The organism is Arthrobacter sp. FW306-07-I, assembly GCF_021800405.1.
Lineage (GTDB): Bacteria > Actinomycetota > Actinomycetes > Actinomycetales > Micrococcaceae > Arthrobacter.
On record NZ_CP084550.1, the window covers coordinates 3,833,461 to 3,858,011 of the forward strand.

A 24,551-nucleotide genomic window follows, 5' to 3' on the forward strand; every position below is an offset into this window, starting at 1 on the left:
AACAGGCCCCAAAGCAAAAGGCTCCGGAAGGGCCGGAAGTTTCTGCCCGCCGTCGTTCCTTCCTGTCCTGCTACTTGCCGAGCTCCGAGGCCCGCTGCTGCCTCAGGATGTAGCGTTGCAGCTTGCCCGACGGCGTCTTTGGCAGATCCTTTACAAACTGAATGCGGCGCGGATAGGCATGCGCGGCGAACTGCGTCTTGACCATTGTCTGGAGCTCGGCCACCAGGGCATCACTGCCCGTGGTTCCCTCCGCCAGGACCACGTAGGCCTCCAGTACTTCGCCGCGCAGCTCGTCCGGGGCACCTACCACGGCAGTTTCCAGGACCGCCGGATGGGTGGCCAGGACACTCTCCACATCGAACGGGCCGATCCGGTAGCCGGCCATGATGATCACGTCGTCATCCCGGGAGGAGAAGAAATAGAAGCCGTCCTGGTCCACCATGCCCGCGTCGCCGGTCAGGTACCACCTGCCGTCCGGACTGAACCTTTCGGCGGTCTTCTTCGGCGCGTCCTGGTACCCCTTAAACCACATCATGGGACTTTCGGCCACGTTGACGGCAACCCGGCCCAGTTCACCCGGCGCAGCCGGTTCATCCGCGTTGTCCTTGAGCACCGCGCAGCTCCATCCAGGGAGGGGCCGGCCCATGGAACCCGGCCTCAGCTCTGTCCGTACGTCGTCATGCCAGGCGTTGATGATCATCATCCCGTGTTCGGTCTGTCCGTAGTGGTCCCGCACCGGAACACCCAGTACCTCCCGCGCCCAGCTGATCACCTCCGGGGTCAGCGGTTCGCCGGCGGACGAGGCACGCCGAAGGCCGAAAGGGCCCGTTCCGGGCTCGGTTTTCGCGCGCATGGTGCGGTACACCGTGGGAGCCGCCGCGAAGTTGGTGACGGAAAATGCCTCCAACACTTTGAAGCTGAGTTCCGGGGAGAATCCGGCATTCAGCAGGAGGTTGCGCCGCCCCGCCGCCATGGGCCCGAGGATGCCGTAGTACAGGCCGTACGCCCAGCCGGGGTCTGCGGCGTTCCAGAAAACATCCTCTTCACTGACGTCCAGGCCCAGTTCGACGTACTGGCGGAACGCCGCCAACGCCCTGACCGGCACCGGTACCCCCTTGGGGGCGCCCGTGGTTCCGGACGTAAAGATCAGCACCAGTGCACCGTCACCACCCACAGCCTCGGAGGCGATACCCGGCTGCTGCCTGGCCAGGAGCGGCGTGAGTGCCAGGTCCGGCTGGGCTGCTTCTGCACCTACAACCACGACTGCGGCCGCGGTCTCCTGGATCTTCACCCGCTGGTCGGCGTCGGTAATCACGGCCTTTGCGCCGGAAGCTGTGAGGCGAAGTTCGATGGCCGGCCACGCGAATGCCGTGAACAGTGGGACGTGGACGGCTCCGCGCCGCCAAATGGCAAGGAGCATGACCACAAGGTCCGCGGACTTTCCCATCAGGGTGGCCACCGCGTCGCCCGGGCCAATCCCCAGCTCCGCCAGGGCGGCGGCCCCCCGCTCCGAGCGCTCCCGGAGCTCGCCGTAAGTAATGTCCTCCGCGGTGAGATCGGCTGCAACCACGGTGAAGGCGACGGCGCTGGGGTCATGGCTGTCGCACAGGAGGTCGGCCGCGCAGGCGTCTGCCGCACCATAGGTAGCAAGAAGGGCATCAACGGGTGGAACCGGACGGGACATTCGTTCTCCTTTGAACAGTGAGACCTGACGGGCAATGGCACCTGAAGGGCAGTGACATAAACCTACTGCAGGGTAGGGCCGTGCGCGCCACCCAGGTGATGGACGACGGCGGGACGCGGCAGGGTGCCAGGCCCCGCCGTCGCGACCTATCGACAGTCAGCCCTTGGCGCCGGGCGGCCGGATGATCCGCCGCTGGGTGGCCGCGGCGATGGCAGCGGTCCGGTTGTCCACGCCGAGCTTCCCGTAAATGTGCACCAGGTGCGTTTTCACGGTGGCCTCCGAGATGAAGACCTGCTTGGCGATGGCCCGGTTGGACAGGCCGGTGGCCAGCAGCTCCAGCAGCTGCACTTCGCGCGGGGTCAGGGAGGTGCCCGGGTTGCTGATCCGGTCCATCAGCAACGCGGCAGCGCGGGGGGCCAGCACGGTGCCACCGGCAGCGGCCTGCAGGACTGCCTGCCGCAGCTGTTCCGGCAGGGCATCCTTCAGCATGTAGCCGCTCGCCCCGGCCTCAACGGCCGCGAGGATGTCCGCATCGGTGTCATAGGTGGTGAGGATGAGCACCGGCGGCGGCACTGCGAGCTTCCGGATCTCGGCAGTGGCTGTGACACCGTCCATCCCCTCCCCCATTTGCAGGTCCATGAGGACAACGTCGGGCGCCTCGCCCAGGGCCGTGAGCCGTGCCAGCTCCTTCAGGGCCGCCTTGCCGTCAGCTGCTTCCGCGGCAATCGAGATGCCGTCAAAGCCCGTGAGCACAGCGCGCAGTCCGGCGCGGACCACGGGATGGTCGTCCACCAGCAGGACGCGCACGTCGCTCACTGTTCCTCCACAGGCAGTTCCGCCAAGGGCAGCCGGATGGCCACCACCGTGCCCTCGCCCGGCGCCGATTCCACGGCCAGCGAGCCGTTCAGCGCCGCGATGCGCTCCCTCAGCGAGCGCAGTCCGTATCCGCTGCCGTCGGCTGCGCCCGAGGCACCTGCCGGAGCTGACGGGTCAAAGCCCGCGCCGTCGTCGTAAATGTCCATGGTCACCTCGCTGCCCAGGAAGGCGACGCTGACGACGGCGGTGGCGGCCCGGGCGTGTTCGCGGACGTTCGCCAGGCTCGCCTGCGCCGCGCGCAGCAAGGTGACGCGGACGGACTGGGGCAGCTCCTGCGGCTCGCCGTCCACCTCCAGCCGGCAGTGCAGCGCCGCCCCAGAAGCTGACGCGGCAGCCTCGGTCTTGTCACAGAGCCGGCGCAGGGCCCCCAACAGCGAGCTGCCTTCAAGCTGGGGCGAGGACAGGCCGCGGACAAAGCTGCGCGCCTCGTCCAGGTTGTCCGCCGCGGTCTGCTGCACCAGCGCCAGCCGGCCAGAGGCCGTGGCGGCATCACCGTCCGCGAGCGACTGTTCCGCCGCCCGCCCCAGCAGCACGATGCTGGACAGGCCCTGCGCCAGGGTGTCGTGGATTTCCCGGGCCAGCCGCGCCCGCTCCGCCAGCACGCCCGCTTCATGCTGGGAACGCGCCAGCTCCTCCCGCGTGCGGCGCAATTCGTCCGCCGCGCGCCGCTGGTTCTCGGCTTCGCGGTACAAAGCCGCGTAGGCCAGGCCGGTGACCACCGAGAAGATGGCCCCCAGCACGGGCCCCACAACAGCCGCGGCATGCGGCACCGGGGCACCGCTGACGGCCCACTGGGAAGCGATCACCGCCACCGTCATCAACCCAATAGTCAGCAGCGCGGGCCGCCGCGGCAGCAGGTGCAGGTGCAGGAAAAAGATGGGAAAGGCGAGCCAGGCGAAGTCAGCACTTCCGGCGAGCAGGAACGCCCAGAGTGCCGTTACCAACCCCAGCCACACCAGGCCGTAGCGGCCGGGGTTGAACGTGATCCGGTCTTCCGCGTGCCGCTTTTCCAGGACCGTGCCGGTCAGGTAGACGGCAGCGAGGACGACGGCGGCGCCCGCCCACACCCAGCGCAGCGAACCTCCGGCCATCAGCATCCGCACCAAACCCACGGCCAGCAGGACGGCGAACCCGGTGTGCAGGGTGACCCGCAGGACCCGAAGGATGGCAGCCGACGATGCGTTCTCCAGTGCGCCCAGGAATCCGCCGGACCGGGCCGTCTCCGATGTTGGCGGCGGGGGCGTGGCAGGCATCTCACCAGCTTATGCCGGGACATCCAGGCGGGAATCAACCGAAAGGTTGACTCGCAGCTCAACCCTTCCATTCCCGCCAATCAACCATCCCCGCGATGCCCGCGCGGGGTGCCCCCGGGAGAGTGGAAGGACAGAACAAACCACCCCTGCTGAGAGAAGAAACAACGTGTTCCTGGCAATCCGCGATATCCGCTTCGCAAAAGGCCGGTTCGCCATGATGGGCGGCGTCGTAGCCCTGATCACCCTCCTGCTGGTCATGCTGTCCGGGCTGACCGCGGGGCTCGCCGAGCAGTCGACGTCCGCCATCGGGCAGCTTGGCGCATCAGCCGCCAAGCCGGTGGACGCCATCGCCTTTGGCGCCCCGGGTTCCGGCTCACCGACCGCGTCCTATACGGAAAGCTCCGTGACGGCTGCCCAGGTGGACAGCTGGAAGGACCAGCCCGGCGTCAAGTCCGCCGAGCCGCTGGGCATCACCCAGACCCGGGCGCAGTCGGCGGACGCGTCAGGCACTGCGAACGTGGCGGTGTTCGGCGTATCGCCCGGCAGTCCGCTGGCGCCCGTGGAGGTGTCCGCCGGGACGGCCGCTGTGGGTGCCTCGGTAGCGGAGGCGCTGTCGGTGGGCCAGGGGGACAAGGTGTCCCTGGGCGGCGTGGAGCTTTCCGTGGCCGCCGTGGTGCCGGACCAGTGGTACGCGCACACCAGCGTCGTATGGACGGCGCTGCCGGCGTGGGCCAAGGCGGCGCACGTGTCCGACGGCGGCCAGCCGGCTACCGTTGTCGCCATCACCTATGCGGACGGGGCCACAGTGGATGAGGCCGCCGGGAACGCCGCGGCTCACACGGTGAGTCAGTCCCGCACCGGATCCTTCCAGGCACTGGGCTCCTTCAAGAGCGAAAACGGTTCCCTCACCCTGATGCAGGCCTTCCTTTATGGAATCTCCGCTCTGGTGATCGTGGCCTTCCTGACCGTCTGGACCATCCAGCGGACCCGTGACATCGCCGTCCTGAAAGCCATGGGCGCGCCCAGCTCCTACATCCTCCGGGACGCCATGACCCAGGCCGCCATCGTCCTGGTGGCGGGTGCAGCCGTCGGCGGAGCTGTTGGCGTTGCCGGCGGCTTCTTTGCCGCGCAGGCCGCCCCGTTCCAACTGAACGCGGGCACCACGGTGCTTCCCGTCGTCGGGATCGTTGCCCTGGGCCTGGCCGCCGCCGCACTGGCCGTCCGCAGCGTCACCAAGGTCGATGCGCTCCTGGCGCTCGGCGGCAACTAACCCCATCACTCCCCGAAAGGAACCCGTCATGACCACTCCTGTTCCCCTCACCCTGGCCAACGTCACCCTCGAATATCCCGATGGCGGCGGCACCACCACCGCCCTGGACCGGGTGGGTCTCACCGCGGAAGCCGGGCAGTTCGTTGCACTCGTGGGCCCCTCGGGTTCCGGGAAGTCCAGCCTCCTGGCCACCGCCGCCACCCTGGTGCGCCCCACCAGCGGCCAGGTCATCATCGACGGCACCGATACTTCCGGGCTCAAGGACAAGGAGCTTACGGCCCTGCGGCGGGGAAAGGTGGGCATCATCTTCCAGCAACCCAACCTGCTGCCCTCGCTCACCGCCGTCGAACAGCTCATCATCAGCGACCACCTTCGCGGAAGGCCCGCCAAAGCGGCCAGGGTCCGGGCGGCCGAACTGCTGGACGTCGTCGGGCTATCCGCCAGCGCCCGGAAGCTGCCGCACCAGCTCTCCGGCGGCCAGCGCCAGCGCGTGAACATCGCCCGGGCACTCATGGGCAGTCCGAAGGTGCTGCTGGTGGATGAGCCGACGGCCGCGCTGGACCATGAGCGCAGTGCTTCGATCATCGCCCTCCTGCAGGACGTGACCACGGAGTTTTCGGTGGCGACGGTAATGGTCACCCATGACACCGAGTTCGTGCCGCTGACCGACGTTGTGGCCACCATGCGGGACGGCAGGCTCACGGTGCCGGTCCCGGTCCCGGTGGGAGAGTGATTTTGCCCGAAGGGGAGCCTCCACGTGGGCTGGGTGCCAGCCACCAGAAGGCTTCCGGTTCAGATAAGGATTGCGTGTCCCTGCCCGGTCTCCTGCTGTACAGCGCTGCTGGTCGGTGGTTCCGCTGGTTGCGGTACTTCGGCCAGGGGTCGGATCAAAAGGTTGCGGTGCAGCGTCATCCACCCGTCCCGTTCCAGCGGTGCGTGGTCGAACTGGTCAGGCACGAAGAGGACGTCCCTGCTGTCGGGATCCTGAATCCCCACCAGGACGTCCCGGCCGTCACGGACCTCATGGCACATTTCCCAGTAGGACCTTTCGTCGTCCCAAGGAGACGTCACCACCAGGCACGCTACGCCAGGGTCGATGCCAGGCGCTGCGTAGTAGGACGTCGACTCGTAAGAGGCAAGGAACCTGCTCTCCCGAATTTCGGCATCCCCTTCGTCGTCCTGGATGGCGTGGACCGCATCCTGCTTGGTCAATTGCCGCTCGAGCACTTCGACGGTCCCGGGGACTCCGACGAAGAAGTGTACGTAGATGAACCCCAGGACCACGCAGGTGCCAGTGCCGACAATCGCGGCAAGGGTGATGGTGAGCTTCCAGAACAAAGTCAACGGTGGTGCTGGTCTTTGAACGGTCAGGATGGTCAAGCGCTGCCCCCTCAGGCTGGTGATCTCCCTGCACGCTACACGAGATACCGCCACCTGATGTGGCGCAGCGTCAGCTCCCCAGGATCTTTGCCTTCTGCGCCTCGAACTCCTGTTCGCTGAGGATGCCCTGCTCCTTCAGTGCCCCGAGCTCCTTGAGTCGCTCGAGAGCTTCAGTGGAAATTCCGGTTGCAGCAGCGGCGGCGGGCTGGGCCGATGCCATCTGGGCCTCATACATCGCCTGCTGTTTGGCAGCGATCCCGGCATCCTTGTCCGCGAATTTCTCAGCCTGCCAGCGCTGGACCCTGCCGCTGACCGCCGAAGCCGTCCCGGCAACGACAGCGGTACGCACCACGCCTCGAAGCAGTCCCATCGTCTCTCTTCTCCTCTTCAATCCGGTCGTATCGGTCAGGAAACGGGCGGTGCTGCGCCGAGGGCTTCAAATGCTGCCATCACATCGGGCGCGGGGATCCGCGTACTCGCGACGAGCTCGCCCCCGGCGTCGCGCACGGCCGCTACGAAAGGCGCCGCCCAAATGTTCTCGTACACGATCAGCACCGCCAGGCTTCCCGGGAGAACAGCGCCAGCCGCCTCCCCAATGTCTTCTTCACCGAGAAGGCCTGACTGCACCCCCTCCAAGTATGAAAACTCTTTCGCCTGACCACCCGGGTCGGTCAGCTCGACCACCTCGACCAAGCCCTCCTCGTTTTTTGCGATGACGAGCAGATCGAGTAGCCGGATCACACCTTCCTTGACCAGCCGCGCCACTTCCCGGCTGGCCCGCGATGCCGCCCCAGAGCCCAAAGACGTAAGCCTTGCTCCGGCCAGCCTTCTTCATGCCCGCGGTACCCGATAGCCCTTCAGGAAAATTGGAGATGAAGACCGCCACCAGCATGGCAGGGCTCATCCCTCCCCCAGCCAGCAGGCCGACGCCCAGGACCACCGATTCCGGCAGCCCGTCCAGCAACGCTCCGACAGCAATGGCCGTGCCGCTGCCGGGCGCGTCCTGCTCGGAGGGTTGCTGGCCGCCGGACCTCTTGCGGTGCTTGGCGCCAACCCGGGCCAGGAGCATGTTCGCGCCGACGTACACTACCGCACCAGCCAGGAAGCCTCCCGCTGTCGGCCACAGACCGCCGCCTTGGACGGCCTCGTCCACCAGGTCAAAGGCAAGGGCGGAGATCAGCACCCCCGCGCCGAAGGCCATGACCGTGGAGACAACTTTCGGTGGTATCGCCCACCGCCAGGACACAGCGGCTCCCAGGACCAGCGCAGCTCCGGCGCCGGTGCCCCATACGATCGAAGTCAACCAAGTAGGCATATGCCCTCCGTCCCCAGTCCAACGGGGATAAAACAATGGGGCTGGCAGCGCGCCATGTCACAGCCACTGCAAAAAGGCGGCTGCCATCCTCCCCCGCCGCGCAAAATTGATGGGATCTTGAGGCAAAGCTTGCCATCCCTAGACATTGCGGGTCCACGCTGGAGGCATCGGCAAAGCCAGCTTTTTGGGGAGCAGGAAGTCATGGGAAGCAAAACAACGTTGGACAACGAAGTCACAACCGTGGGCGGCGTACTGACAGACCGGCAGCCGCTGGACTTCCACACCCTGGGGGTGGCCGGGTGCATCGACCGGCTCACGGCACCCCTGCGGCAGCAGGGGACGGTGGTCCAATGGGACACTCCCCATTGGGGCCTCGAGATCCCTGCGGACTCCGCATCCCTGCTGTACCAGTCCGCCCGCGAGTTACTGAGCAACGCGTTCAAATACTCCTCGGCGCACACGCTCGCCATCCAGCTTGCCGCGGTTGACCACGGCATCCGCCTGGCAGTGTCCGACGACGGCACAGGCTTTGACAGCAACCTCGCCACCACCGGGCGGCACCACGGCTACGGGCTCCGGCTCATGTCAGTGGCCGTCCAGGAAGCGGGCGGAACGGTGGAAATTACCTCCAGCCCCGGCCGGGGCACCAGCGTCACGGTCACGCTGCCGCTGGACTAACCGGACTCGCGGACCGTCAAGGACTCACAGATACGGATGCCCGCCGTCGCTGGGACGGCGGGCATCCGTACGCCCCAGGAATGCCCCGGCCCATGAACTGCAGGAACTACCGGAACTACCGGGAGAGCTTGGCGGAGTCAGGCTCCAGGTCGCCGATGTGGCCGGGCGCGTTGGCTGCCAGGACCCGCGCAACGAAAGCGGCGTACTCGTCCATGTAGTGCCCCAGGAACTTGGCTGTGGACTCGTCCTTGACCTCCCCGTCGTCGCCAAAAACTTCTGCCTTGTACGTGATATACGCTTCCGGCGCGTTCAGCTGGGGCGCATCAAGGAAGCTCAGGACGCTGCGCATGGACGACTGCATCACAGCGGTGCCGATGCTGCCGGGAGAGGCGCCGATGATGCCCGTGGGCTTGCGGGCAAATGAGTTGGTCCCCCAAGGACGCGAGCCCCAGTCAATGGCGTTCTTGAGCGCGCCGGGGATGGACCGGTTGTATTCGGGAGACACGAACAGGATGCCGTCGGCAGCCTCGATGGCTTCCTTGAGGGCGCGGCCTTCGGGCGGGAAATCGGCATCGTAGTCGTAGCTGTACAGCGGGAGGTCTTTGATGGGGATCTCGGTGAATTCGAGTTCTTCGGGGGCCAGTTTGATCAAGGCCTTTGCCAGGGTCCGGTTGATGGAGCCGCTCGCCAGGCTGCCCACGAAATATCCGATCTTGTATGTCGCCATGAGTGATCCTTTCCAACAGCCGGTCCACGCCGGCTGGCTGAGTTTGGCTGGAAATGGTGCCGTTCTCCCCGGGGAAGACCAAAGGGACGGCGGTGGTGCCAACTGCTCCCCCAGTCCAGCACACAAGGCAAGGCCCGGCCAGAGTGCGTGGATGGTCCTTGACAGGTCCGGAAGCGAAGCGCTGAATGAGGGATGGCCCAATCCACAATCCCCAGCTCTACCCATGACAGGAGCAGCCATGACTGAGAACCGAGCCAAGGATGACGACGACCGGGTCCACAACCAGGCCCCCTCCGAAGGCGACCCCAACGCCGACCCCAGCGACCTGCGCGTCCACCCCCAGGATCCCGCCGAAGGCGCAGACGACGAAGGGGACGCGGCCAAGAAGTAGTACCTCTCCGGTCTACCAGCCCCACGGCTGCCCGCTTCAACTCCGCGGGACTGTCCCGCCTGGCAAAAACCCCTTGCCTGCCTGGCACTTGTCTACTACGTTGTAACCCAACCCCAGAAAGCGCTTTCCCACCTGGTTGGGACGTAGACGCGCGGCAATCAGCAGCGGAATTGGATGACATGACGGACAGCACCCTCATCAGGTGGATCGACGGGCAGGGCCCAACAGAAATCAGCGGCGGAACCACATGGGGCATGCCGTTCGTACGTGGCCTCGTGCCGGGCACGGAGGCGCTGACAGTATCCGACGCCACCGGCACGCCCATTCCCAGCCAGGCGTGGCCGCTGGCCACCTGGCCGGACGGATCCTTGAAGTGGGCAGGCATCGCATTGGCGGCAACAGACGCGCCGTCGAAGACTTACCACGTGACGGCCGACGGCGGCACAACCATCGCGGCCGGCCAGCCGCCGTCGGACGCCGCTTCAGTCACGGTCACCGAAGGTGCCGGCACTTTGACCGTGCACACAGGCCTCCTGACGATGGTGCTCAACCGCAGCGGCTCCACTCTCTTCAGCAGCCTGGTCCGGGACGGCCGGGAAGTTGCCGGGGACGCCAAGCTCGTCAGCCTCCTGCAGGACGGCGTTCCGGAAGGTGCGGGTACGTTGGGCCGCCATGCCTTCACCGGTGAGGTCACCGCCGTCGTCCTCGAACAAAGCGGCCCCGTCCGCGCCGTGGTCCGGCTGGAAGGCACCCATCGCCCGGACGAACCGGAAAGCGGCCGACGGGAGTGGCTGCCGTTCGTGGTGCGGTTCTACTTCTATGCCGGCGCCCGCAGCGTTCGGATGGTGCACTCCTTTGTTTGGGACGGGGACGCGGATCGGGACTTCCTGGCCGGACTCGGCGTGCGCTTTACGGTGCCGCTGGAGGACGACCCGCACAACCGCCATATCCGCATTGCGGGCGCCGACGGCGGGTTCCTCACCGAAGCGGTCCGCGGCCTCACCGGACTCCGCCGTGACCCCGGCACGGAGGTGCGGGAGGCGCAGGTCGCCGGCCGCCCCACTCCCCCGTTGGACACCTGGAACCCGGAAGTCTCGGCCCGCCTGCACCTGATCCCCACCTGGGGCGACTACACCCTCAGCCAACTCAGTGCGGACGGCTTCGAACTGCGCAAGCGCACTGCCGCCGGCCACGGCTGGGTGGGCATCTTCGGCGGAACCCGCTCGGCGGGATTCTGCTCCCTGAGCGACTCCCAGGGTGGCCTGGGCGTGGGGATCAAGGACTTCTGGCAGTCCCATCCAGGGCAGCTGGACATCCGCGGCGCCGCCACCGGCGAAGCAACGCTTACGGCCTGGCTCTACTCGCCCGAAGCGCAGCCGATGGACCTGCGGTTCTACCACGACGGCCTGGGCCAGGACACGTTCGCCGAACAGCTGGAGGGCCTCGAGATTACGTATGAGGACTACGAACCGGGCTTCGGCAACCCTAAGGGCATTGCCCGCACGCATGAGTTAACCCTGTTCGCCTATGAAGCCACCCCGTCCACCGAAGGCCTGGCCGCAGATGCTGCCTCCGCTTCCACCCCCGCTCTCCTGCAGGCCACGCCGGAATACCTGCACTCGGTGGGGGTGTTCGGCGACTGGATGCCAGTGGACCGGAGCACCCCGGCCCGGGCCCGCCTGGAGGACCACCTGGACTTCCTGTTCAACTTCTACGCCGGTCAGGTAGAGCAGCGGCGGTGGTACGGCTTCTGGAACTACGGCGACGTGATGCACACCTACGACTTCGACCGTCACGTATGGCGCTACGACATCGGCGGCTACGCCTGGGACAATTCCGAACTCTCCCCCGATCTCTGGCTCTGGTACTCCTACCTGCGCTCGGGCCGGGCGGACATCTTCCGCTTCGCCGAGGCCATGACCCGGCATACGGGCGAGGTGGACGTCTACCATCTCGGCCCCTGGAAGGGCCTGGGGTCGCGGCACAACGTCCAGCACTGGGGCTGCAGCGCCAAGCAGCTGCGGATCAGCACCCCCGCCTACCGCCGTTTCTACTACTACCTGACCGCCGACGAGCGCACCGGGGACCTGCTGACGGAACTGGTGGACAGCGACCAGAACTTCCTGGGCCTGGACCCGGTCCGCAAGGTCCGCCCGGACGCCGCCACCTACCGGCCCGACCGCCGGGCATTGGGCGTGGGGCTCGGCACGGACTGGGGCTCACTTGCGGCCACCTGGCTGACGGACTGGGAACGCACCGGCAATCCGCGCTCCCGCGACCGGTTGCTGGGCACCATGGCGGACATCGGCGCGCTCAAGTACGGCTTCCTCACAGGCGAAGCACTGTACGACCTGGACAAGGGCCGGTTCGATACCGGCCGCGAGCAGATGTCAGTGTCGCACCTCAGTGCCGTGTTCGGGCTGGTGGAGATCTGCAGCGAACTGGTGGACCTGGTGGACGATCCGGAGTTCGAGCGGGCCTGGCTGCAGTACTGCCGCCTGTTCCTGGCCACCAAGGAGGAGCAGGTGGAAGCCGTGGGCCAACCGCTTGAGGGCATCTACCTCACGCAGGCGCACAGCCGGCTCACGGCTTATGCCGCCGCGCGGTTGCAGGACCGTGACCTTGCGGCCAGGACCTGGGAGAGCTTCGCCGAGGGCGGGGAGCACCTGAACCACGAATCCGCGTTCACGCTGCGGAAGATCGAGCCGCCGCACGTGCTGTTGCCTGTGGATGAGGCGCCCACCGTTTCCACCAATGACACCGCGCAGTTCGGGCTTGCGGTCATCCAGAACCTGGCCCTGGTGGGCGACCACCTGGACTGACGCAACGTTCCCAGCCAGAAACCAACGACGGCGGCACCCGGCTTTGATTCCAAGGAAGGCCAGGTGCCGCCGTCGTCCGTTTTACCCGCCTCGCGCGGAGGAAGATAACGGCCGCATAACGCCCTTTTGGGGCGCCCACAGAAGTTACGCACTCGACGCCTGCCACCTGTTTACACCCGCTTTAAGCCCGCCATAGGGTGCTGCACCTAAACAAGGTTGAAAGCGACCTTGGGAAGGGAAAGAGCACCATGAAGAGCAAGATTGCGGTCATGGCCTTGGCCGCCCTGAGCTTGATCCTGGCCTTGCTGGCCGGGGGTCCAGCCGCATCAGCCCAAGCCGCCGACAAGCCACTGATTGGCCTGACCTTTGACGACGGTCCTTCGCCCCAACGCACCGCCTTTGTCCTCGATGTCCTCAAACAAAAGGGCGTCAAGGCAACATTTTTCCTCCAGGGCTCCCACGTCCAGCAGTATCCCGACCTCGTCCGGCGGATCAAAGCCGAGGGACATGTGATCGGCAACCACTCGTGGAACCACCCAAACTTCCCCGACCTGAACCAAACCAGCCAAAAGCAGGAGGTTGACCGCACCAACGCCGCCATCAAGTCCATCACCGGTACGACACCCAAACTCATGCGCTTCCCGTTCGGCAACAGCACCCCATACTCCCTGAACTACATCAGGAGCATTGGCATGAGCGGCGGAATCCAATGGCACTGGGAGGTCGGCGAACCGGGCGATTACGAGTGCCCCGGCGCAGCCGGAGTCCAGAAGTACGTGATGGATGAGGTTGCCCCCGGTGCGATCATCCTGCTCCACGACGGCAACGACGTCCTGTCCTGCCCCGCCTCGCAATGGGACTACCTGGCCAGAACCATTGACGCAATCCGGGCCAAGGGCTACGACCTCGGCGTGGTGGCCCCTTCCTCCACACCCAGCAACCTCAACGAGGGCTCGTATGGCGTCGTGGTGGCGCCCTAGGTAGGGCAAGCCCCGCCGGGGTTTCACCTTTTGCACCACCCGCTCTGGAAACCGAAGCAACCAAAAGGTATGTTGGTAAGCATGCTGATGATTTTTACCAAATCATCAGTTCCCGGTAACAAAGCGAAGGAGACGTTATGAGCACGAAGGTGGAAAAACGCATTCTGGTGAACGTACCGGTGAGCACGGCTTATAACCAGTGGACCCAGTTCGAGGAGTTCCCCCACTTTATGGGCGGCGTCAAGAGCGTTACGCAACTCAGCGACGAGAGGCTGGAGTGGGTGGCCGAGATCGGCGGCGTCCGCCGGCAGTGGGAAGCCAGGATCCTTGAGCAGGTCCCGGACCGCAGGGTTGCCTGGGCCGCCACCGAAGGCGCCACGAACGCCGGCGCAGTGGACTTCGAGGACGTGGGAGGCGGCCAGACCTCCATCCAGCTGACCCTCGAATACGAGCCCGAAGGCGTGATCGAGAAGGTGGGCGACAAGCTCAACGTCGTCGACCGCCAGGCCGAATCGGACCTGCAGAAGTTCAAGGAATTCATCGAGGACGAGGGATACGCGAGCGGTGCCTGGCGTGGATCCGTCAACGCCGGTTCCGCTGTGGGCACCCCCGGTGTTGAACACGCCGGCGCCTCCCGCGGTGATTCCGGCAAGGCGGGCGTCTCCGGCAAGGTTGCGGCCGGCGTAGGCCTGGCGGCGGCCGCGGGTGCAGCGGCAGCCATGGCGGCCAGCGGCAACAAGGACAAGACCGAGACTGCCGACGTGACCGTTACCGAGACCACCCCCGTGGTTCCGGCGGAACCGGTTGTTCCGGCTGAGCCGCTCACCACCGGCGCCACGGCCGGCGCAGCGGACGCGGGCACCGGAGTTCCCGCGGCGGGCACGACGGCGGCTGCCGGTTCCTCCGGTTCCGTCGCCGATCTGGATGACAGCCGGATCGGGCATACGTTCGACCAGACCAACGGCCTGGTGGATACTACCGGCGAGTCGGACGAGACACTCGAAGGCGAGAACCTGAGCGCCGGCGAACGGCGCGAAGGTGATCGCGGCACCGAAGGCGGCTTGCCGCCTGTCGGCGGCAACCTCGGCGGTCACTGACCCCGCCGGATCTCCGACCCGCCCGGTCGCTGATCCAGCCCAAAAGCAAGCGCCGCCCGCCTTCCCCCGAGGCGGGCGGCGCTCTTGCGTCCGGGAAGGTTTACTTCGTCTTGCCTGCGTAGAAGACAGCCGGTGCGGCCGGGGCCTGCATTCCCTCGCCGATGAAGAAGCTCGGGTGCGGCGGCTGGTTGTAGCCGACCGTTTCGCGCGCCACGCCGGTGCGGTACATGGGGTCATGCATCAGGGTGCGGAGCCGGACCTCGGTGGGCGAAGTTGTGGTGTAAATCCGCAGTTCGCTGCTGTCCGCCGATGGGTACACCAGCTCCTCGCGCCAATCCCCCAGCAGGTCCGCCTGTAGCGACGGGTTACCCTTGGTGTGGTTGTTGGTGCGGGCGCCGGCGGCGGTCAGCAGCCGTTCGCTGGTTTCAGTTTCCCAGTTCCACTTGGAGATGGTGGGTACGCCCATGCCCGCGTTGGCGTCGAAGTCATGGTCAACGATCTCGCGCAGCAGGTCGCCGTCCCACCACGCCATGAAGTTGGCGGCGGGGATCTTGTCCGAAATCCGCTCCCCCTTGGCCGACATCAGGAATCCGACGGGTGAGTTCCAGGCGGCGTCGCCGCCCACTGCCCAGCTTTCAGAGCCGGGGAACCGGGGGTCAATATCTCCGGTGGCGCCGCGGCCCGTGTCCTTGACAGCGGGGATGCTCCAGAGGACTTCACCAGTGGCGGCGTCGCGGAAAGTGGCGCCCCGGTTGCCGCTGGCGCTCATGCTCTCGTGCACAGCAAAGGTTTCCAGGCCGGGCCGCGAGGGGTCCAGGTCGCCGGTATGGATGGCGTCGCCATGCCCGAGCTCGGTGTTGTACAGCGGCGTCCCGTCGTCGTCGATGGTCATGGAGCCGAAGACGAACTCGTCCTTGCCGTCCTGGTCCACGTCCGCCACGGACAGGTTGTGGTTGCCCTGGCCCTTGTACTCGGCACCCGCCACGTCGGAGTCGAACTTCCAGCGCTTGACCAGCTTGCCGTTCACCAGGTCATAGGTAACCAGCACGGTGCGGGTGTAGTAGCCGCGGCTGAACATCATGGACGGGTGTTCGCCGTCCAGGTATGCCACTCCAGCGAGGAAACGGTCCACGCGGTTGCCGTAGTTGTCCCCCCAGGCCGCAACGCTGCCGCGCGGCGGGTCGTACGGAACGGTGTCCATGATGGTGCCGGCGGCGCCGTTGAATACCGTGAGGAACTCGGGCCCGGACAGGACGTAGCCGGCGCTGTTGCGGTAATCGGCCGCGGGGTCGCCGATGACCGTACCGGCGTTGTCAGTGGTGCCGTCCGCAGTCTTGAAGGCCACTTCGGCCTTGCCGTCCCCGTCAAAGTCGTAGGCGAGCATCTGGGTGTAGTGGGCGCCGGCGCGGATGTTGCGGCCCAGGTCGATCCGCCACAGCCTGGTGCCGTCCATCTTGTACGCGTCCACGTAGACGTTGCCCGTGTGGCCGGACTTGGAGTTGTCCTGCGCGTTGGAAGGGTTCCAGAGCTGGATGATTTCGTAGGCACCGTCGCCGTCCAGATCCGCCACGCTGGAGTCGTTGGCGCTGTAGGTGTACGGCTTTCCATCCTTGCTGACGCCATCGGCCGGCTTATCCAGCTTGATGGGCAGGTAGTTCTGGGCCAGCGGGGTGAATTCGGCGCTGAGTTTGTCCTGCCCGTTGCCATTGCCCACGGTCTTGATGACGTACTTGGAGTCGGCCTTGCCGTCCGGATCCAGGTACGTGGTGGTGTCCCGGATCGGCTCGTCGGTAATGATGGCACCGTCACGGATCACTTGGAACCCAACGCTGTCCTTGTCCAGGCCCAGCATGCGCCAGCCCAGCGAAACACCCTGACCGGTCAGGACGGCAACCGGGGCACGGTCGAGGTTTTCCACCTGCCGGGTGAGGCCTGGACCTGCGGGGGCAGCGGGAGAGGCAGGGTTTCCTGCGCCTGGATCAGCGGCGGCAAGCGGGACACCGGTGAAGGCCAGAACAGCCGCGGTAAGGGTAGCCGCCGCTGCCGGCGCCGCCTTCCAAGCCCTGCCCGCCAGAGTTTTTGGGGAATGAATTGAGGGGTTTGCCAAAAGAACATCTCCTTTGATGCAGCGGCGGCTGAGTCCGCCACTGTCTTTTTGAAACGTTTCATTCATAGAGCGTTATTGACCCATCGCGAGTGGTTTGGAGGGGTGCGGACTACGAGGAAGCGCTTTCTGCCCTCTAGGTCTATCAGCGTCTGACAAACCCGGTCAAGGGGTTTGACCGAAAGTGATTGGGAGAATATGTTCTTTTAGGGTTGCTTCTGCACATGCCCCTTCTCCGCGGCAGCCTGCAGCAGCGGCACAGTCCGGGTGGGCATTACTTCGACCAGGGACATGGCGGTACTGGTGCGTACGACGCCGTCAATCGCCAGCATCGCGTTGGTGATCCGATGCAGGTCGGCCGGGTCCCTCGCGGCCACCTTGGCGAGCAGGTCTGCATCCCCGGTGGTGGCATGCATCTCGATGATTTCCGGGATGGTCTGCAGCGCCGCGACGGCGATGTCACTTGAGGACTGGCTGATGGAAATGGAGATGAACGCGATGAGCGGCAGGCCCAACGCTGCTGTCCGGACCCGTTGGCTGAAGGGGGCCAAGCTGCCGTCGCTGGCCAGGCGGCGGAGCCGGGCGTGGACAGTATTGCGTGCCACCCCCAGTGTTCTGGAGAGGGACAGGACCGTCGCGTGCGGGTCACTGTCCAGTGTGAGGAGGATCTCTGCGTCCAGCGCGTCAATGAGGTGCATACTGAGCATTTTGCCACTCAAGCGCAGCTCAACTACTGGATCTGTCCTGCCCAATACACCCCTGTTGCGCAAACTTCCCGAACTCCCGCACCATGCTGTCCATGACCAGCACCCTTTCCGAAGCCGCGGCACCCGAGGTCCGCGCCGCCGTCGCCCAACTCCCCGCCTACGTGGCCGGCAAGAGCGCGCAGTCCGACCTGACCGCCGCCCTTGCCTCGAATGAAAGCCACTTTCCTCCCCTGCCGTCCGTCATCACGGCGATTTCCGCCGAGGCAGACCGTATCCACCGGTACCCCAGCATGGGTGCGGTGGAGGCCCGTGAAGCCATTGCCGGGCACTTCGGCGTCAGCCCTGAGGAAATTGCGGCCGGCCCGGGAAGCTCGGGTGTACTGCAGCAGATCATCTCGGCCGTCTGCGGGCACGGTGACGAGGTGGTTTACGCCTGGCGGTCCTTCGAGGCGTATCCCATCCTGGTGGCGGTGGCCGGAGCCGTTTCGGTGCCCGTACCGCTGCTGGCAAGCGAACACCACGACCTTCCGGCCATGGCGGCTGCCATCACCGATCGCACCCGCCTGGTGATCCTGTGCTCGCCGAACAATCCCACCGGCGTGTCCATCAACCCGGAGGCACTGGAAGAGTTCCTGCAGTCCGTGCCCCCGCGGGTGCTGGTAGTGCTGGACGAGGCGTACGTCGAGTTTCAGCGCGGCCCCGGCGTGGACTCACTGGACTTCTACCGCCGCTACCCAAACCTCTGCATCCTGCGGACCTTCTCCAAAGCGTACGGGCTGGCCGGGCTGCGGATCGGCTACGCCATTGCCCGTCCCGGTATCGCCGAAGGCCTCCGCCGCACGGCCGTTCCGTTCGGCGTGAACCGGATGGCGCAGGCCGCCGCGGTTGCCTCACTCGCTGCCGCGGACGAGATCCTGGAGCGGACCGGGGCCGTGGCGCAGGAACGAACCCGGGTCATCCAGGCCCTCCGCGGCTACGGCTGGGACGTGCCGGACAGCCAGGCCAACTTCTACTGGATCCGCGTCTCCGACGAACTGCGGGAACGGCTCCTGGATGCACTGTCCGGGGCCGACATCCTTGCCCGCGGTTATGCCGTCGACGGCGTGCGGATCACTCTGGCCGACGCGGCCACCAATGACCGCGTGCTGGCGGTCCTGGCCGACCGCGAGAGGTTTGTGTCCCGGTGAGCACCTCCACGAGACTTCCCGCTGACGCAACCGTCGCTGCCCCGGCCCGGCAGGTGGAAGAGCCGACGACGGCAGGTTCCGCGCCGCCGTCGGCCGCCCGCCACTCCGTGGTTGAGGATGTCCTGGGCATCCTGACGGGCACGTTCGCCGCATCGCTGGGGCTGTTCCTGCTCAAGTCCAGCGGTGCCGTCACCGGCGGCACCGCCGGGCTGGCGCTGCTGCTGAGCTACTCGGTGGCGCTGCCGTTCGGCGTCATCTTCTTCTCGGTCAACCTGCCGTTCTTCGTGCTGGCGGTGTGGAAGAAAGGCTGGAACTTCGCCCTCCGCACCGGCGCGGCAATTGCCCTGGTGTCCCTGATGGCCAGCCTGCACCCGGCGGCCCTGGGGTCGCTGCACATCGACCCCCTGTATGGCGTGCTGGGCGGAAACCTGCTGGCCGGAGTCGGACTGCTGATCCTGTTCCGGCACCAGTCAAGCCTGGGCGGCTTCAACATCCTGGCCCTGCTGCTGCAGGAGAAGCTGAAATGGCGGGCCGGGTATGTGCAGATGGTGCTGGACGTGGCCATCGTGGTGGCGTCGCTCGTGCTCGTTCCACCGCTGATGGTGCTGCTGTCCGCTGCAGGCGCCACCCTCTTGAACCTTATTCTCGCGCTGAACCACCGGCCGGGGCGCTATCTGGGAAAGTAGGCACCCGAAAGTAGGCAGGGACCAGCCCTTTTATTCCCCTGGACCGGCTGAAATATCTCGGCGGGGGGCGGTGTTGCCGCCCATATGACAACAATCGGAATCATCGGTGCAGGACATATTGGAAGCCAGGTTGCACGGAAGGCCGTGGAGCTGGGCTACGACGTGGTCATCAGCAACTCACGGGGCCCGGAAACCCTCCAGGACCTGGTGGCTGAGCTTGGCCCGAAGGCCCGGGCAGCCACCTCAGCTGAAGCGGCAGCGGCCGGCGACTTCGCCGTGGTCACGGTGCCGCTGAAGAACTACAAGGACGTCCCGGTGGAACCGCTGGCCGGCAAGATTGTGATCGACACGAACAATTACTACTGGGAGCGGGACGGCCGCATTCCCGCCCTGGACAACGGCGAGGCCACCACCTCCGGGATGCTGCAGGAACACCTCCTCCAGTCCAAGGTGGCCAAGGGCTTCAACCACATCATGGCCAAGGACATCACCACCGACGGGACTCCGGCCGGCACGGAGAACCGCCGCGCCCTTGCCACCGCCAGTGATTACCCGGAAGCCGCTGAACTGGTGACCCGCCTCTACGACGAATTCGGTTTCGACACCGTCAACGTCGGCCCGCTTTCCGAGAGCTGGCGCGTGGAGCGCGACCGCCCGGCCTATGTGGCACGGCAGAACGCCACGCAACTGAAGGACAACCTGGCCAAGGCCCCTCGAACCATCTGATTTGTCGCATACAAAAACTGGCTGGCAGTTCCCACTGCCAGCCAGTTTTCTTTCACCTGCTACCTCCGGGCCCGAACCAGCACCACCTCGAACGGGCTGGGCGGCTGATTGAACTGCGCGTTGACAGCGGCAAGCGTGCTTCCGAACAGCGCCACGGTGGTGGGGACATTGAACGCATCGCTCTTGATGGTGTCCTCAACAACGCCGGAGGACAGGTCACCGGAAAGGTCCACGCGCACTATCTGGTTGAGCTGGTTCTGGACCGCCCAGAGGGTATGGCCTCGTACCAGGATGCCGTCCACGAACGGAACGTTGACCCCTTTGATGGCCGCACTCGCGCCCGTCTTTGGGTTGACTGTGTAAAGGGCGCCGTCAACAGTGTGCGCCACGATCAGCACTCGGCCCTCCCGGGCTGCGGCAATGCCGTTAAGGTTGAACCCCTGCTTGAGGTCCGCGGCCGGGCCGCTCAGCTTGAGGGTCTTAGCCTTGCCCAGTTTGCCGTCCTCTCCGACGGGCAGGAAGTAGAGTTCCGCTGCGGCCGAGTTGGTAAACCAGGCGCCTTCATCGGTCAGCGTGACGTCGTTGATGAATCCCTTGGCCAGGTCGATATCGGCAACGGACCTACCGGTGTCGGTGTTGTAGACGAAGGCCTTCCCGGTTTCGGCGCCCGCCACGAACAGCAGGTTGTGGCAGGGATCAGCCTTCATCCCGGCGGCGGCGCGCCCCGCGGGTGCGTCGATGAAGCGGGTGGCGGTGCTGTCGCGGATATCGCCGCGGAAAATGTCACCGGTAGTGAGTTCCCCCGCGTAAAAAGTCTTGCCCTCCCCTGCCGCGATACCCTCGGCGGAGGTGGCGCCGTCGAGCACTATCTCCCCTGAAGGCGGCGCCGCCAAGCCCGGAAGGGCCGTGGGAAGGAGCAATGAAACAGTGGCAATGAGGCCGGCTGCGGCGCGTCGGCGTACTGTTCGGCGCATGCTGGTTCCTTAGTCTCGGCTGATGCGCACGGGGCCCATCTGCGGCGAGCTCCGCACGATTGGTGCTGCCATTTTAAGCTCGGGTATTGGGCCCGCGAAGGCATCGGGGTACCCAATCTGCTTACAATCGAACCCTCTGACCACTACCGAGGGACCCATGAAGAAATTCGCCACAGCCCTGTTTGCCGCCGGCCTCGTTGCTTCTGCCACGGCCTGCACCGCCACCCACCAACTGACCACCGCTGAAACCTGCGAGCGGATCCAGGCCGTTGTGTCGAACCCCGCCAACAACGCAGGCAAGACGGGCATGAACAACCTCGCGAACCAGATCCGCCCCATCCACGCGGTGGCCTCCGACGACCTCAAGCCCGCCCTCGCCTCGATCCTGGCGTACACGGACGAACAGGCCAAGGAGAACCCGGACAAGGACAAGCTGGCCGATCTCCAGTCCGGCTACCAGGAAGCCGGCGCAACCTACAGCAAGTTCTGCGGCCAGGCGGGCGGCTAAGAGCTTGGACGAAAGGACCGGCCACCTGTCCAGGTGGCCGGTCCTTTTTGTTGATGGCCCTAGAGCGTGGCGGGGTCCGTGTTGGCGCCGCACAGGATGACGGCGACGCGTTCATCCTCCGCCGGCACGTACGCTCCGGACGCCAGCGCCGCGAAGGCGGCCGCCGCTCCATGTTCCACCACGATGCGGTAGTCGTTCCACAGCGCTGAACGTGCGGCGACAATTTGTTCGTCCGTTACCAGGACGCTTACGACACCGCAGCGGACCGCGACGGAGAATCCGATGTCCCCTACCCGCCGGGCTCCCAGGGAGTCCGCGGCAATGCCCGAAACAGCCACGTCCACCGGTTGGCCGGCCGCGAGGGCGGCGTGCAGGGTGGGCGCACTTTCCGGTTCCACCGCCACCACTTTGGCGGACCCTTCGACGGCGGCCGCCACTCCCGCCATCAGCCCGCCACCGCCCGCGGCCACCAGGACTGTATCGATGTCCGGCAACTGTTCCAGCAGCTCGGAGCCCACGGTTCCGGCGCCGGCAGCTATTTCGGGCTGGTCATACGCGTGGCAGTAGACGGCGCCGGTTTCCTCTGCATGGGCCACGGCGGCCTGGTAGGCGGCGGCGTACTCGGCGCCGCCCTGGACCACGCTGGCTCCGATGGCCCTCAGTTTGGCCACTTTGACGGCCGGCGCGGCTTCGGGAACGAACACGGTGGCCGGCACCCCGAGTTGTTTCGCCGCATAGGCGTTGGCCAGTCCGGCGTTTCCGCCGGAGGCCACCACAATTCCCACATCCGCGCGCAGTTCCCCGCGCTCCTTGCTGGCCAGGATTCGGTTGATCGCACCGCGGGCCTTGAACGTGCCGGTGTGCTGCATGAACTCGCACTTGAACCAGACCTCGCCCTTGAACACTCCGGGGTCTGCCTGCAGCACGGGTGTCCTGCGGATCAGGCCCGCTGTCCGGCGTGCCGCCTGCTCTATATCGGCGTGGCTGATCATGCCTAGACTTCGTCGTCCCAGGTTCCCTGGTCCCAGGTTCCCTGGTCCTTGAGGGCGTCCTCCGGCTCGGGTTCCCGCGCCGCTTCTTCGCCGCCAACATAGGATGCCGGAACGGTTCCGGCGGCATGGGTCTGCTGTTCCTCCCGGATGTTTTCCGCACCCGCCTGTTCCAGGTGCTGGCCCGACACGGGTGCCTTTGTGGCCTGGTCCTTGGCCTCGTCCGGGTCGCCTGGGCCGCGGAGGTCTGCGGTGTTCTGGGGATCGTCGCTGGAAACGGTCATGGTCCTGCCTTTCACCTGGGAACTGCCTGTTGTGGAACTGCTGTTCCGGAACTGCTGTTCCGGACCGGGGAGGACCCCTGTCCGGACTCCAGCCTACGGGCTGAAGGTATTCCTTCGTCCGCCCCAGTCCTATTGAGCGCCCGCGTCCCCCGGCTGTGAGATGCATCCCGTGGGGGACTCTCCGGCCGCCTCCAGCGTTGAACGGAACAGCGGGAGGAGGCCGGATGATCATAGTGCTGACGGGCATCGACGGGTCGGGGAAGTCGACGGCGGCACGCGCCTTGGTTGCAGCCGTGCGCGCCGGTGGCGGCCGGGCCATGCTGGTGAGCAACCATGCTGGACGCCGCGTCATGTCTTTGGCCGCGGCCAAGCTGGGAGTGCGGCTGCCCGATCAGCTGGTTGACGCCGTCGAAACCGTCCTCCGGGTGGGCAACGTGCTGCTCTCGCACCTGCGCGCCAGCCGGTTCGATGGATTGGTGGTCATGGACCGGCATCTTCACTGCCAACTGGCACTGCGCCGCGCGAAAGGGTTGCCCCGGGGACGGTTCCTTCCCTGGCTGTTGGCCCGGCTGCCGCAGCCAAACGCCATTCTTCACTTGGATCTTGACAATGCCGAAGCACACCGCCGAATCACTGCCCGCGGAACGGATTCCGAGACCCTTGATGACCTCGCAGCTTTCCGCAGCGGGTACCGCGAACTGCCGGAGTTCGCGGGCTTTGTGCAGATCGACGCGTCACGTACGGCGGACGAGGTTGCGGCCGACTTGGACGCGCGGTTGGTCTTCTTACGGCTGTTTGGCCGTTGGCCAGCCTAGAAAAAATGCGGATACAGAACGTGCGGGCCAGGACCAGGGGGTCCCGACCCGCACACGCTGGTACTGAGAAGGTGCTGCTACCGCGAAGCAGTCGGGGAGGCCGACGACGAGGCGCCGCTGCCGGATGACATCGTCGACGAAGAGGTCGGCGAGGCCGTCGACGAGGCTGAGCTGCTCGGCGAGGACATGCTTCCCGAACCGGACGAGCTGGTGGAGGTGGAGGTGGCGCTGGATGTTGCGCCGCCGCTCTCGGCCTTCTTCAGCACGTCGTTGATGAGGCCCTCAAGTTCCTTCTGGTCCTTGTCACCCAGGTCAGAGCCGCTCTTGGTGGCAACCACCAACAGCCGGCCCTGGGCAGCGGACACCTGCATCAGCTTCTGCTGGTTGTCACCGCTGCGGGTGCTGACAGTGGCGAAGGTCTTCTCCGCGTCCGTATCCGCCTGCAGTTTCTCGCTGGAAACGTCGTACTTCTGTCCCAACGCGGAGACCGAGAACTTGGCGCACTGGTCCATCTTGTCGCTGATGTCAGTCAGTGTCTTGACAGCATCCGGGCCGTTGCTGCCGGACTGGGCGGACAGCGTTCGCGGCTGGTTGCCTTCGGAAAGCGCCACGGCTACGTCACCGTTTTCCACCTTGTCCAGCAGGCCCGCGGTGGCAATATCCTTGCACTCCTTGGGATCAATGGTCGCCGTGCTCATGAGCAGATTGGCGATATTGCCACCCTGGTTCACCTGTTCCTTGGAGTACAGCTTGAGCTCGTTGCCGTCCGCGTCCTTCATGCCGGAGATGAGGTCACGGAGCTGATCTTCCGAATAGACCTTGGCCTCGGCCGTCTTGCTGGCAGACGCCGACGCCGAAGCCGACGTGCTTGCCGTGCCCGAGGGGCTGGCGGTACCGCCGCCTCCTCCCGAGCAGCCGGCCAACGCCAGCATCGCAGCAGCAACCACTCCAAGCGCAGAAACTTTTCGCATTAGGTTCAACCTCCGAAATAGACAGCATGCTTAGTACTTCCACTGTAGATGTTCCCATTGGGAGGGCGAAATAACGGGGCGCGATTTTTGCCCGAGTGCGCGTTCGGGCCCTGTGACATAATCCGTG

The 24,551-nt window shown here is 65.8% G+C and carries 25 protein-coding genes and 1 pseudogene; 12 read left to right on the forward strand and 14 right to left on the reverse strand.

The annotated features are described in order from the left end of the window. Window positions 1-70: 70 nt before the first annotated feature. From LFT46_RS17845 to LFT46_RS17855, 3 genes are all read right to left on the reverse strand, one after another. Complete coding sequence (locus LFT46_RS17845) at window positions 71-1,684, reverse strand: AMP-binding protein (RefSeq protein ID WP_236820547.1); 1,614 nt, start codon at window positions 1,682-1,684, stop codon at window positions 71-73. 156 nt (window positions 1,685-1,840) lie between these two features. Next, a complete protein-coding gene (locus tag LFT46_RS17850) occupies window positions 1,841-2,500 on the reverse strand; it encodes a response regulator (protein WP_236820548.1) in 660 nt (219 codons plus the stop codon). After that, window positions 2,497-3,813, reverse strand: coding sequence for a sensor histidine kinase (locus LFT46_RS17855; RefSeq protein WP_236820549.1), 1,317 nt, complete (start codon window positions 3,811-3,813; stop codon window positions 2,497-2,499). Before LFT46_RS17855 ends, LFT46_RS17850 begins: the two co-directional genes overlap by 4 nt. A 166-nt stretch (window positions 3,814-3,979) precedes the next feature. Here LFT46_RS17855 and LFT46_RS17860 point away from each other — a divergent pair, with 166 nt between their 5' ends. Both LFT46_RS17860 and LFT46_RS17865 read left to right on the forward strand, forming a co-directional pair. Beyond that, entirely contained in the window at window positions 3,980-5,083 is a 1,104-nt protein-coding gene (locus tag LFT46_RS17860) for an ABC transporter permease (protein ID WP_236820550.1), read from the forward strand. Between the two features lie 28 nt (window positions 5,084-5,111). Further along, window positions 5,112-5,816 carry an ABC transporter ATP-binding protein gene (locus LFT46_RS17865; protein ID WP_236820551.1) on the forward strand — a complete coding sequence of 235 codons (705 nt, stop codon included), beginning with the start codon at window positions 5,112-5,114 and terminating at the stop codon, window positions 5,814-5,816. A 59-nt stretch (window positions 5,817-5,875) separates the two neighbouring features. Here LFT46_RS17865 and LFT46_RS17870 read toward each other — a convergent pair whose 3' ends face one another. From LFT46_RS17870 to LFT46_RS17885, 4 genes and pseudogenes are all read right to left on the reverse strand, one after another. Beyond that, window positions 5,876-6,463: a hypothetical protein gene (locus LFT46_RS17870; RefSeq protein WP_236820552.1), complete on the reverse strand. Its 588-nt coding sequence runs from the start codon at window positions 6,461-6,463 to the stop codon at window positions 5,876-5,878. Window positions 6,464-6,533: 70 nt separating this feature from the next. After that, on the reverse strand, window positions 6,534-6,833 hold the full coding sequence (locus LFT46_RS17875; protein WP_236799754.1) for an SHOCT domain-containing protein: 300 nt from the start codon (window positions 6,831-6,833) through the stop codon (window positions 6,534-6,536). Window positions 6,834-6,868: 35 nt separating this feature from the next. Beyond that, on the reverse strand, window positions 6,869-7,219 hold the full coding sequence (locus LFT46_RS17880; protein WP_373462130.1) for a DUF6325 family protein: 351 nt from the start codon (window positions 7,217-7,219) through the stop codon (window positions 6,869-6,871). Window position 7,220: 1 nt separating this feature from the next. Further along, window positions 7,221-7,778 (reverse strand): annotated as a pseudogene (locus LFT46_RS17885) (ZIP family metal transporter); the annotation flags it as partial. A gap of 201 nt (window positions 7,779-7,979) precedes the next feature. Here LFT46_RS17885 and LFT46_RS17890 point away from each other — a divergent pair. After that, complete coding sequence (locus tag LFT46_RS17890; RefSeq protein ID WP_236820553.1) at window positions 7,980-8,456, forward strand: sensor histidine kinase; 477 nt, start codon at window positions 7,980-7,982, stop codon at window positions 8,454-8,456. 115 nt (window positions 8,457-8,571) lie between these two features. Here LFT46_RS17890 and LFT46_RS17895 read toward each other — a convergent pair whose 3' ends face one another. After that, window positions 8,572-9,183, reverse strand: a complete 612-nt coding sequence (locus LFT46_RS17895; protein ID WP_236799757.1) for an NADPH-dependent FMN reductase — start codon at window positions 9,181-9,183, stop codon at window positions 8,572-8,574. 238 nt (window positions 9,184-9,421) lie between these two features. On the opposite strand from LFT46_RS17895, the gene LFT46_RS17900 reads away from it, so the two are divergent. The 4 genes from LFT46_RS17900 (at window position 9,422) to LFT46_RS17915 (ending at window position 14,473) form a co-directional block, all read left to right on the forward strand. After that, window positions 9,422-9,574: a hypothetical protein gene (locus LFT46_RS17900; RefSeq protein ID WP_236799758.1), complete on the forward strand. Its 153-nt coding sequence runs from the start codon at window positions 9,422-9,424 to the stop codon at window positions 9,572-9,574. A 179-nt stretch (window positions 9,575-9,753) separates the two neighbouring features. Next, the gene (locus LFT46_RS17905) at window positions 9,754-12,396 is read left to right on the forward strand and encodes an exo-rhamnogalacturonan lyase family protein (RefSeq protein ID WP_236820554.1); all 2,643 of its coding nucleotides are present in this window, start codon (window positions 9,754-9,756) and stop codon (window positions 12,394-12,396) included. A 248-nt stretch (window positions 12,397-12,644) separates the two neighbouring features. Continuing rightward, window positions 12,645-13,376 (forward strand): polysaccharide deacetylase family protein, encoded by a 732-nt coding sequence (locus LFT46_RS17910; protein WP_236820555.1) that lies wholly within the window; start codon window positions 12,645-12,647, stop codon window positions 13,374-13,376. A gap of 137 nt (window positions 13,377-13,513) precedes the next feature. Further along, window positions 13,514-14,473 (forward strand): SRPBCC family protein, encoded by a 960-nt coding sequence (locus LFT46_RS17915; RefSeq protein WP_236799761.1) that lies wholly within the window; start codon window positions 13,514-13,516, stop codon window positions 14,471-14,473. Window positions 14,474-14,573: 100 nt separating this feature from the next. On the opposite strand, the gene LFT46_RS17920 is transcribed toward LFT46_RS17915, so the two are convergent. Both LFT46_RS17920 and LFT46_RS17925 read right to left on the reverse strand, forming a co-directional pair. After that, complete coding sequence (locus LFT46_RS17920) at window positions 14,574-16,580, reverse strand: rhamnogalacturonan lyase (protein ID WP_272910810.1); 2,007 nt, start codon at window positions 16,578-16,580, stop codon at window positions 14,574-14,576. Between the two features lie 203 nt (window positions 16,581-16,783). After that, window positions 16,784-17,284, reverse strand: coding sequence for an Lrp/AsnC family transcriptional regulator (locus LFT46_RS17925; protein WP_236799762.1), 501 nt, complete (start codon window positions 17,282-17,284; stop codon window positions 16,784-16,786). A gap of 83 nt (window positions 17,285-17,367) precedes the next feature. Between LFT46_RS17925 and hisC the strand changes: the two genes are divergently transcribed. From hisC to LFT46_RS17940, 3 genes are all read left to right on the forward strand, one after another. Continuing rightward, entirely contained in the window at window positions 17,368-18,471 is a 1,104-nt protein-coding gene (gene hisC / locus LFT46_RS17930; RefSeq protein WP_236820556.1) for a histidinol-phosphate transaminase, read from the forward strand. 53 nt (window positions 18,472-18,524) lie between these two features. After that, window positions 18,525-19,157, forward strand: a complete 633-nt coding sequence (locus LFT46_RS17935) for a YitT family protein (RefSeq protein ID WP_236802948.1) — start codon at window positions 18,525-18,527, stop codon at window positions 19,155-19,157. Window positions 19,158-19,241: 84 nt separating this feature from the next. Continuing rightward, a complete protein-coding gene (locus LFT46_RS17940; RefSeq protein ID WP_236799764.1) occupies window positions 19,242-19,883 on the forward strand; it encodes an NADPH-dependent F420 reductase in 642 nt (213 codons plus the stop codon). A gap of 59 nt (window positions 19,884-19,942) precedes the next feature. On the opposite strand, the gene LFT46_RS17945 is transcribed toward LFT46_RS17940, so the two are convergent. Beyond that, window positions 19,943-20,857, reverse strand: a complete 915-nt coding sequence (locus tag LFT46_RS17945) for a hypothetical protein (protein ID WP_236799765.1) — start codon at window positions 20,855-20,857, stop codon at window positions 19,943-19,945. 157 nt (window positions 20,858-21,014) lie between these two features. On the opposite strand from LFT46_RS17945, the gene LFT46_RS17950 reads away from it, so the two are divergent. After that, entirely contained in the window at window positions 21,015-21,365 is a 351-nt protein-coding gene (locus tag LFT46_RS17950) for a hypothetical protein (RefSeq protein WP_236799766.1), read from the forward strand. 59 nt (window positions 21,366-21,424) lie between these two features. Here LFT46_RS17950 and LFT46_RS17955 read toward each other — a convergent pair whose 3' ends face one another. Beyond that, window positions 21,425-22,357 (reverse strand): threonine/serine dehydratase, encoded by a 933-nt coding sequence (locus tag LFT46_RS17955; protein WP_236799767.1) that lies wholly within the window; start codon window positions 22,355-22,357, stop codon window positions 21,425-21,427. 2 nt (window positions 22,358-22,359) lie between these two features. Continuing rightward, complete coding sequence (locus tag LFT46_RS17960) at window positions 22,360-22,638, reverse strand: hypothetical protein (RefSeq protein WP_236820557.1); 279 nt, start codon at window positions 22,636-22,638, stop codon at window positions 22,360-22,362. 224 nt (window positions 22,639-22,862) lie between these two features. Here LFT46_RS17960 and LFT46_RS17965 point away from each other — a divergent pair, with 224 nt between their 5' ends. Continuing rightward, window positions 22,863-23,453 (forward strand): AAA family ATPase, encoded by a 591-nt coding sequence (locus LFT46_RS17965; RefSeq protein ID WP_236820558.1) that lies wholly within the window; start codon window positions 22,863-22,865, stop codon window positions 23,451-23,453. A 77-nt stretch (window positions 23,454-23,530) separates the two neighbouring features. Here LFT46_RS17965 and LFT46_RS17970 read toward each other — a convergent pair whose 3' ends face one another. Further along, a complete protein-coding gene (locus tag LFT46_RS17970) occupies window positions 23,531-24,424 on the reverse strand; it encodes a hypothetical protein (protein WP_236799770.1) in 894 nt (297 codons plus the stop codon). Window positions 24,425-24,551 lie beyond the last annotated feature (127 nt).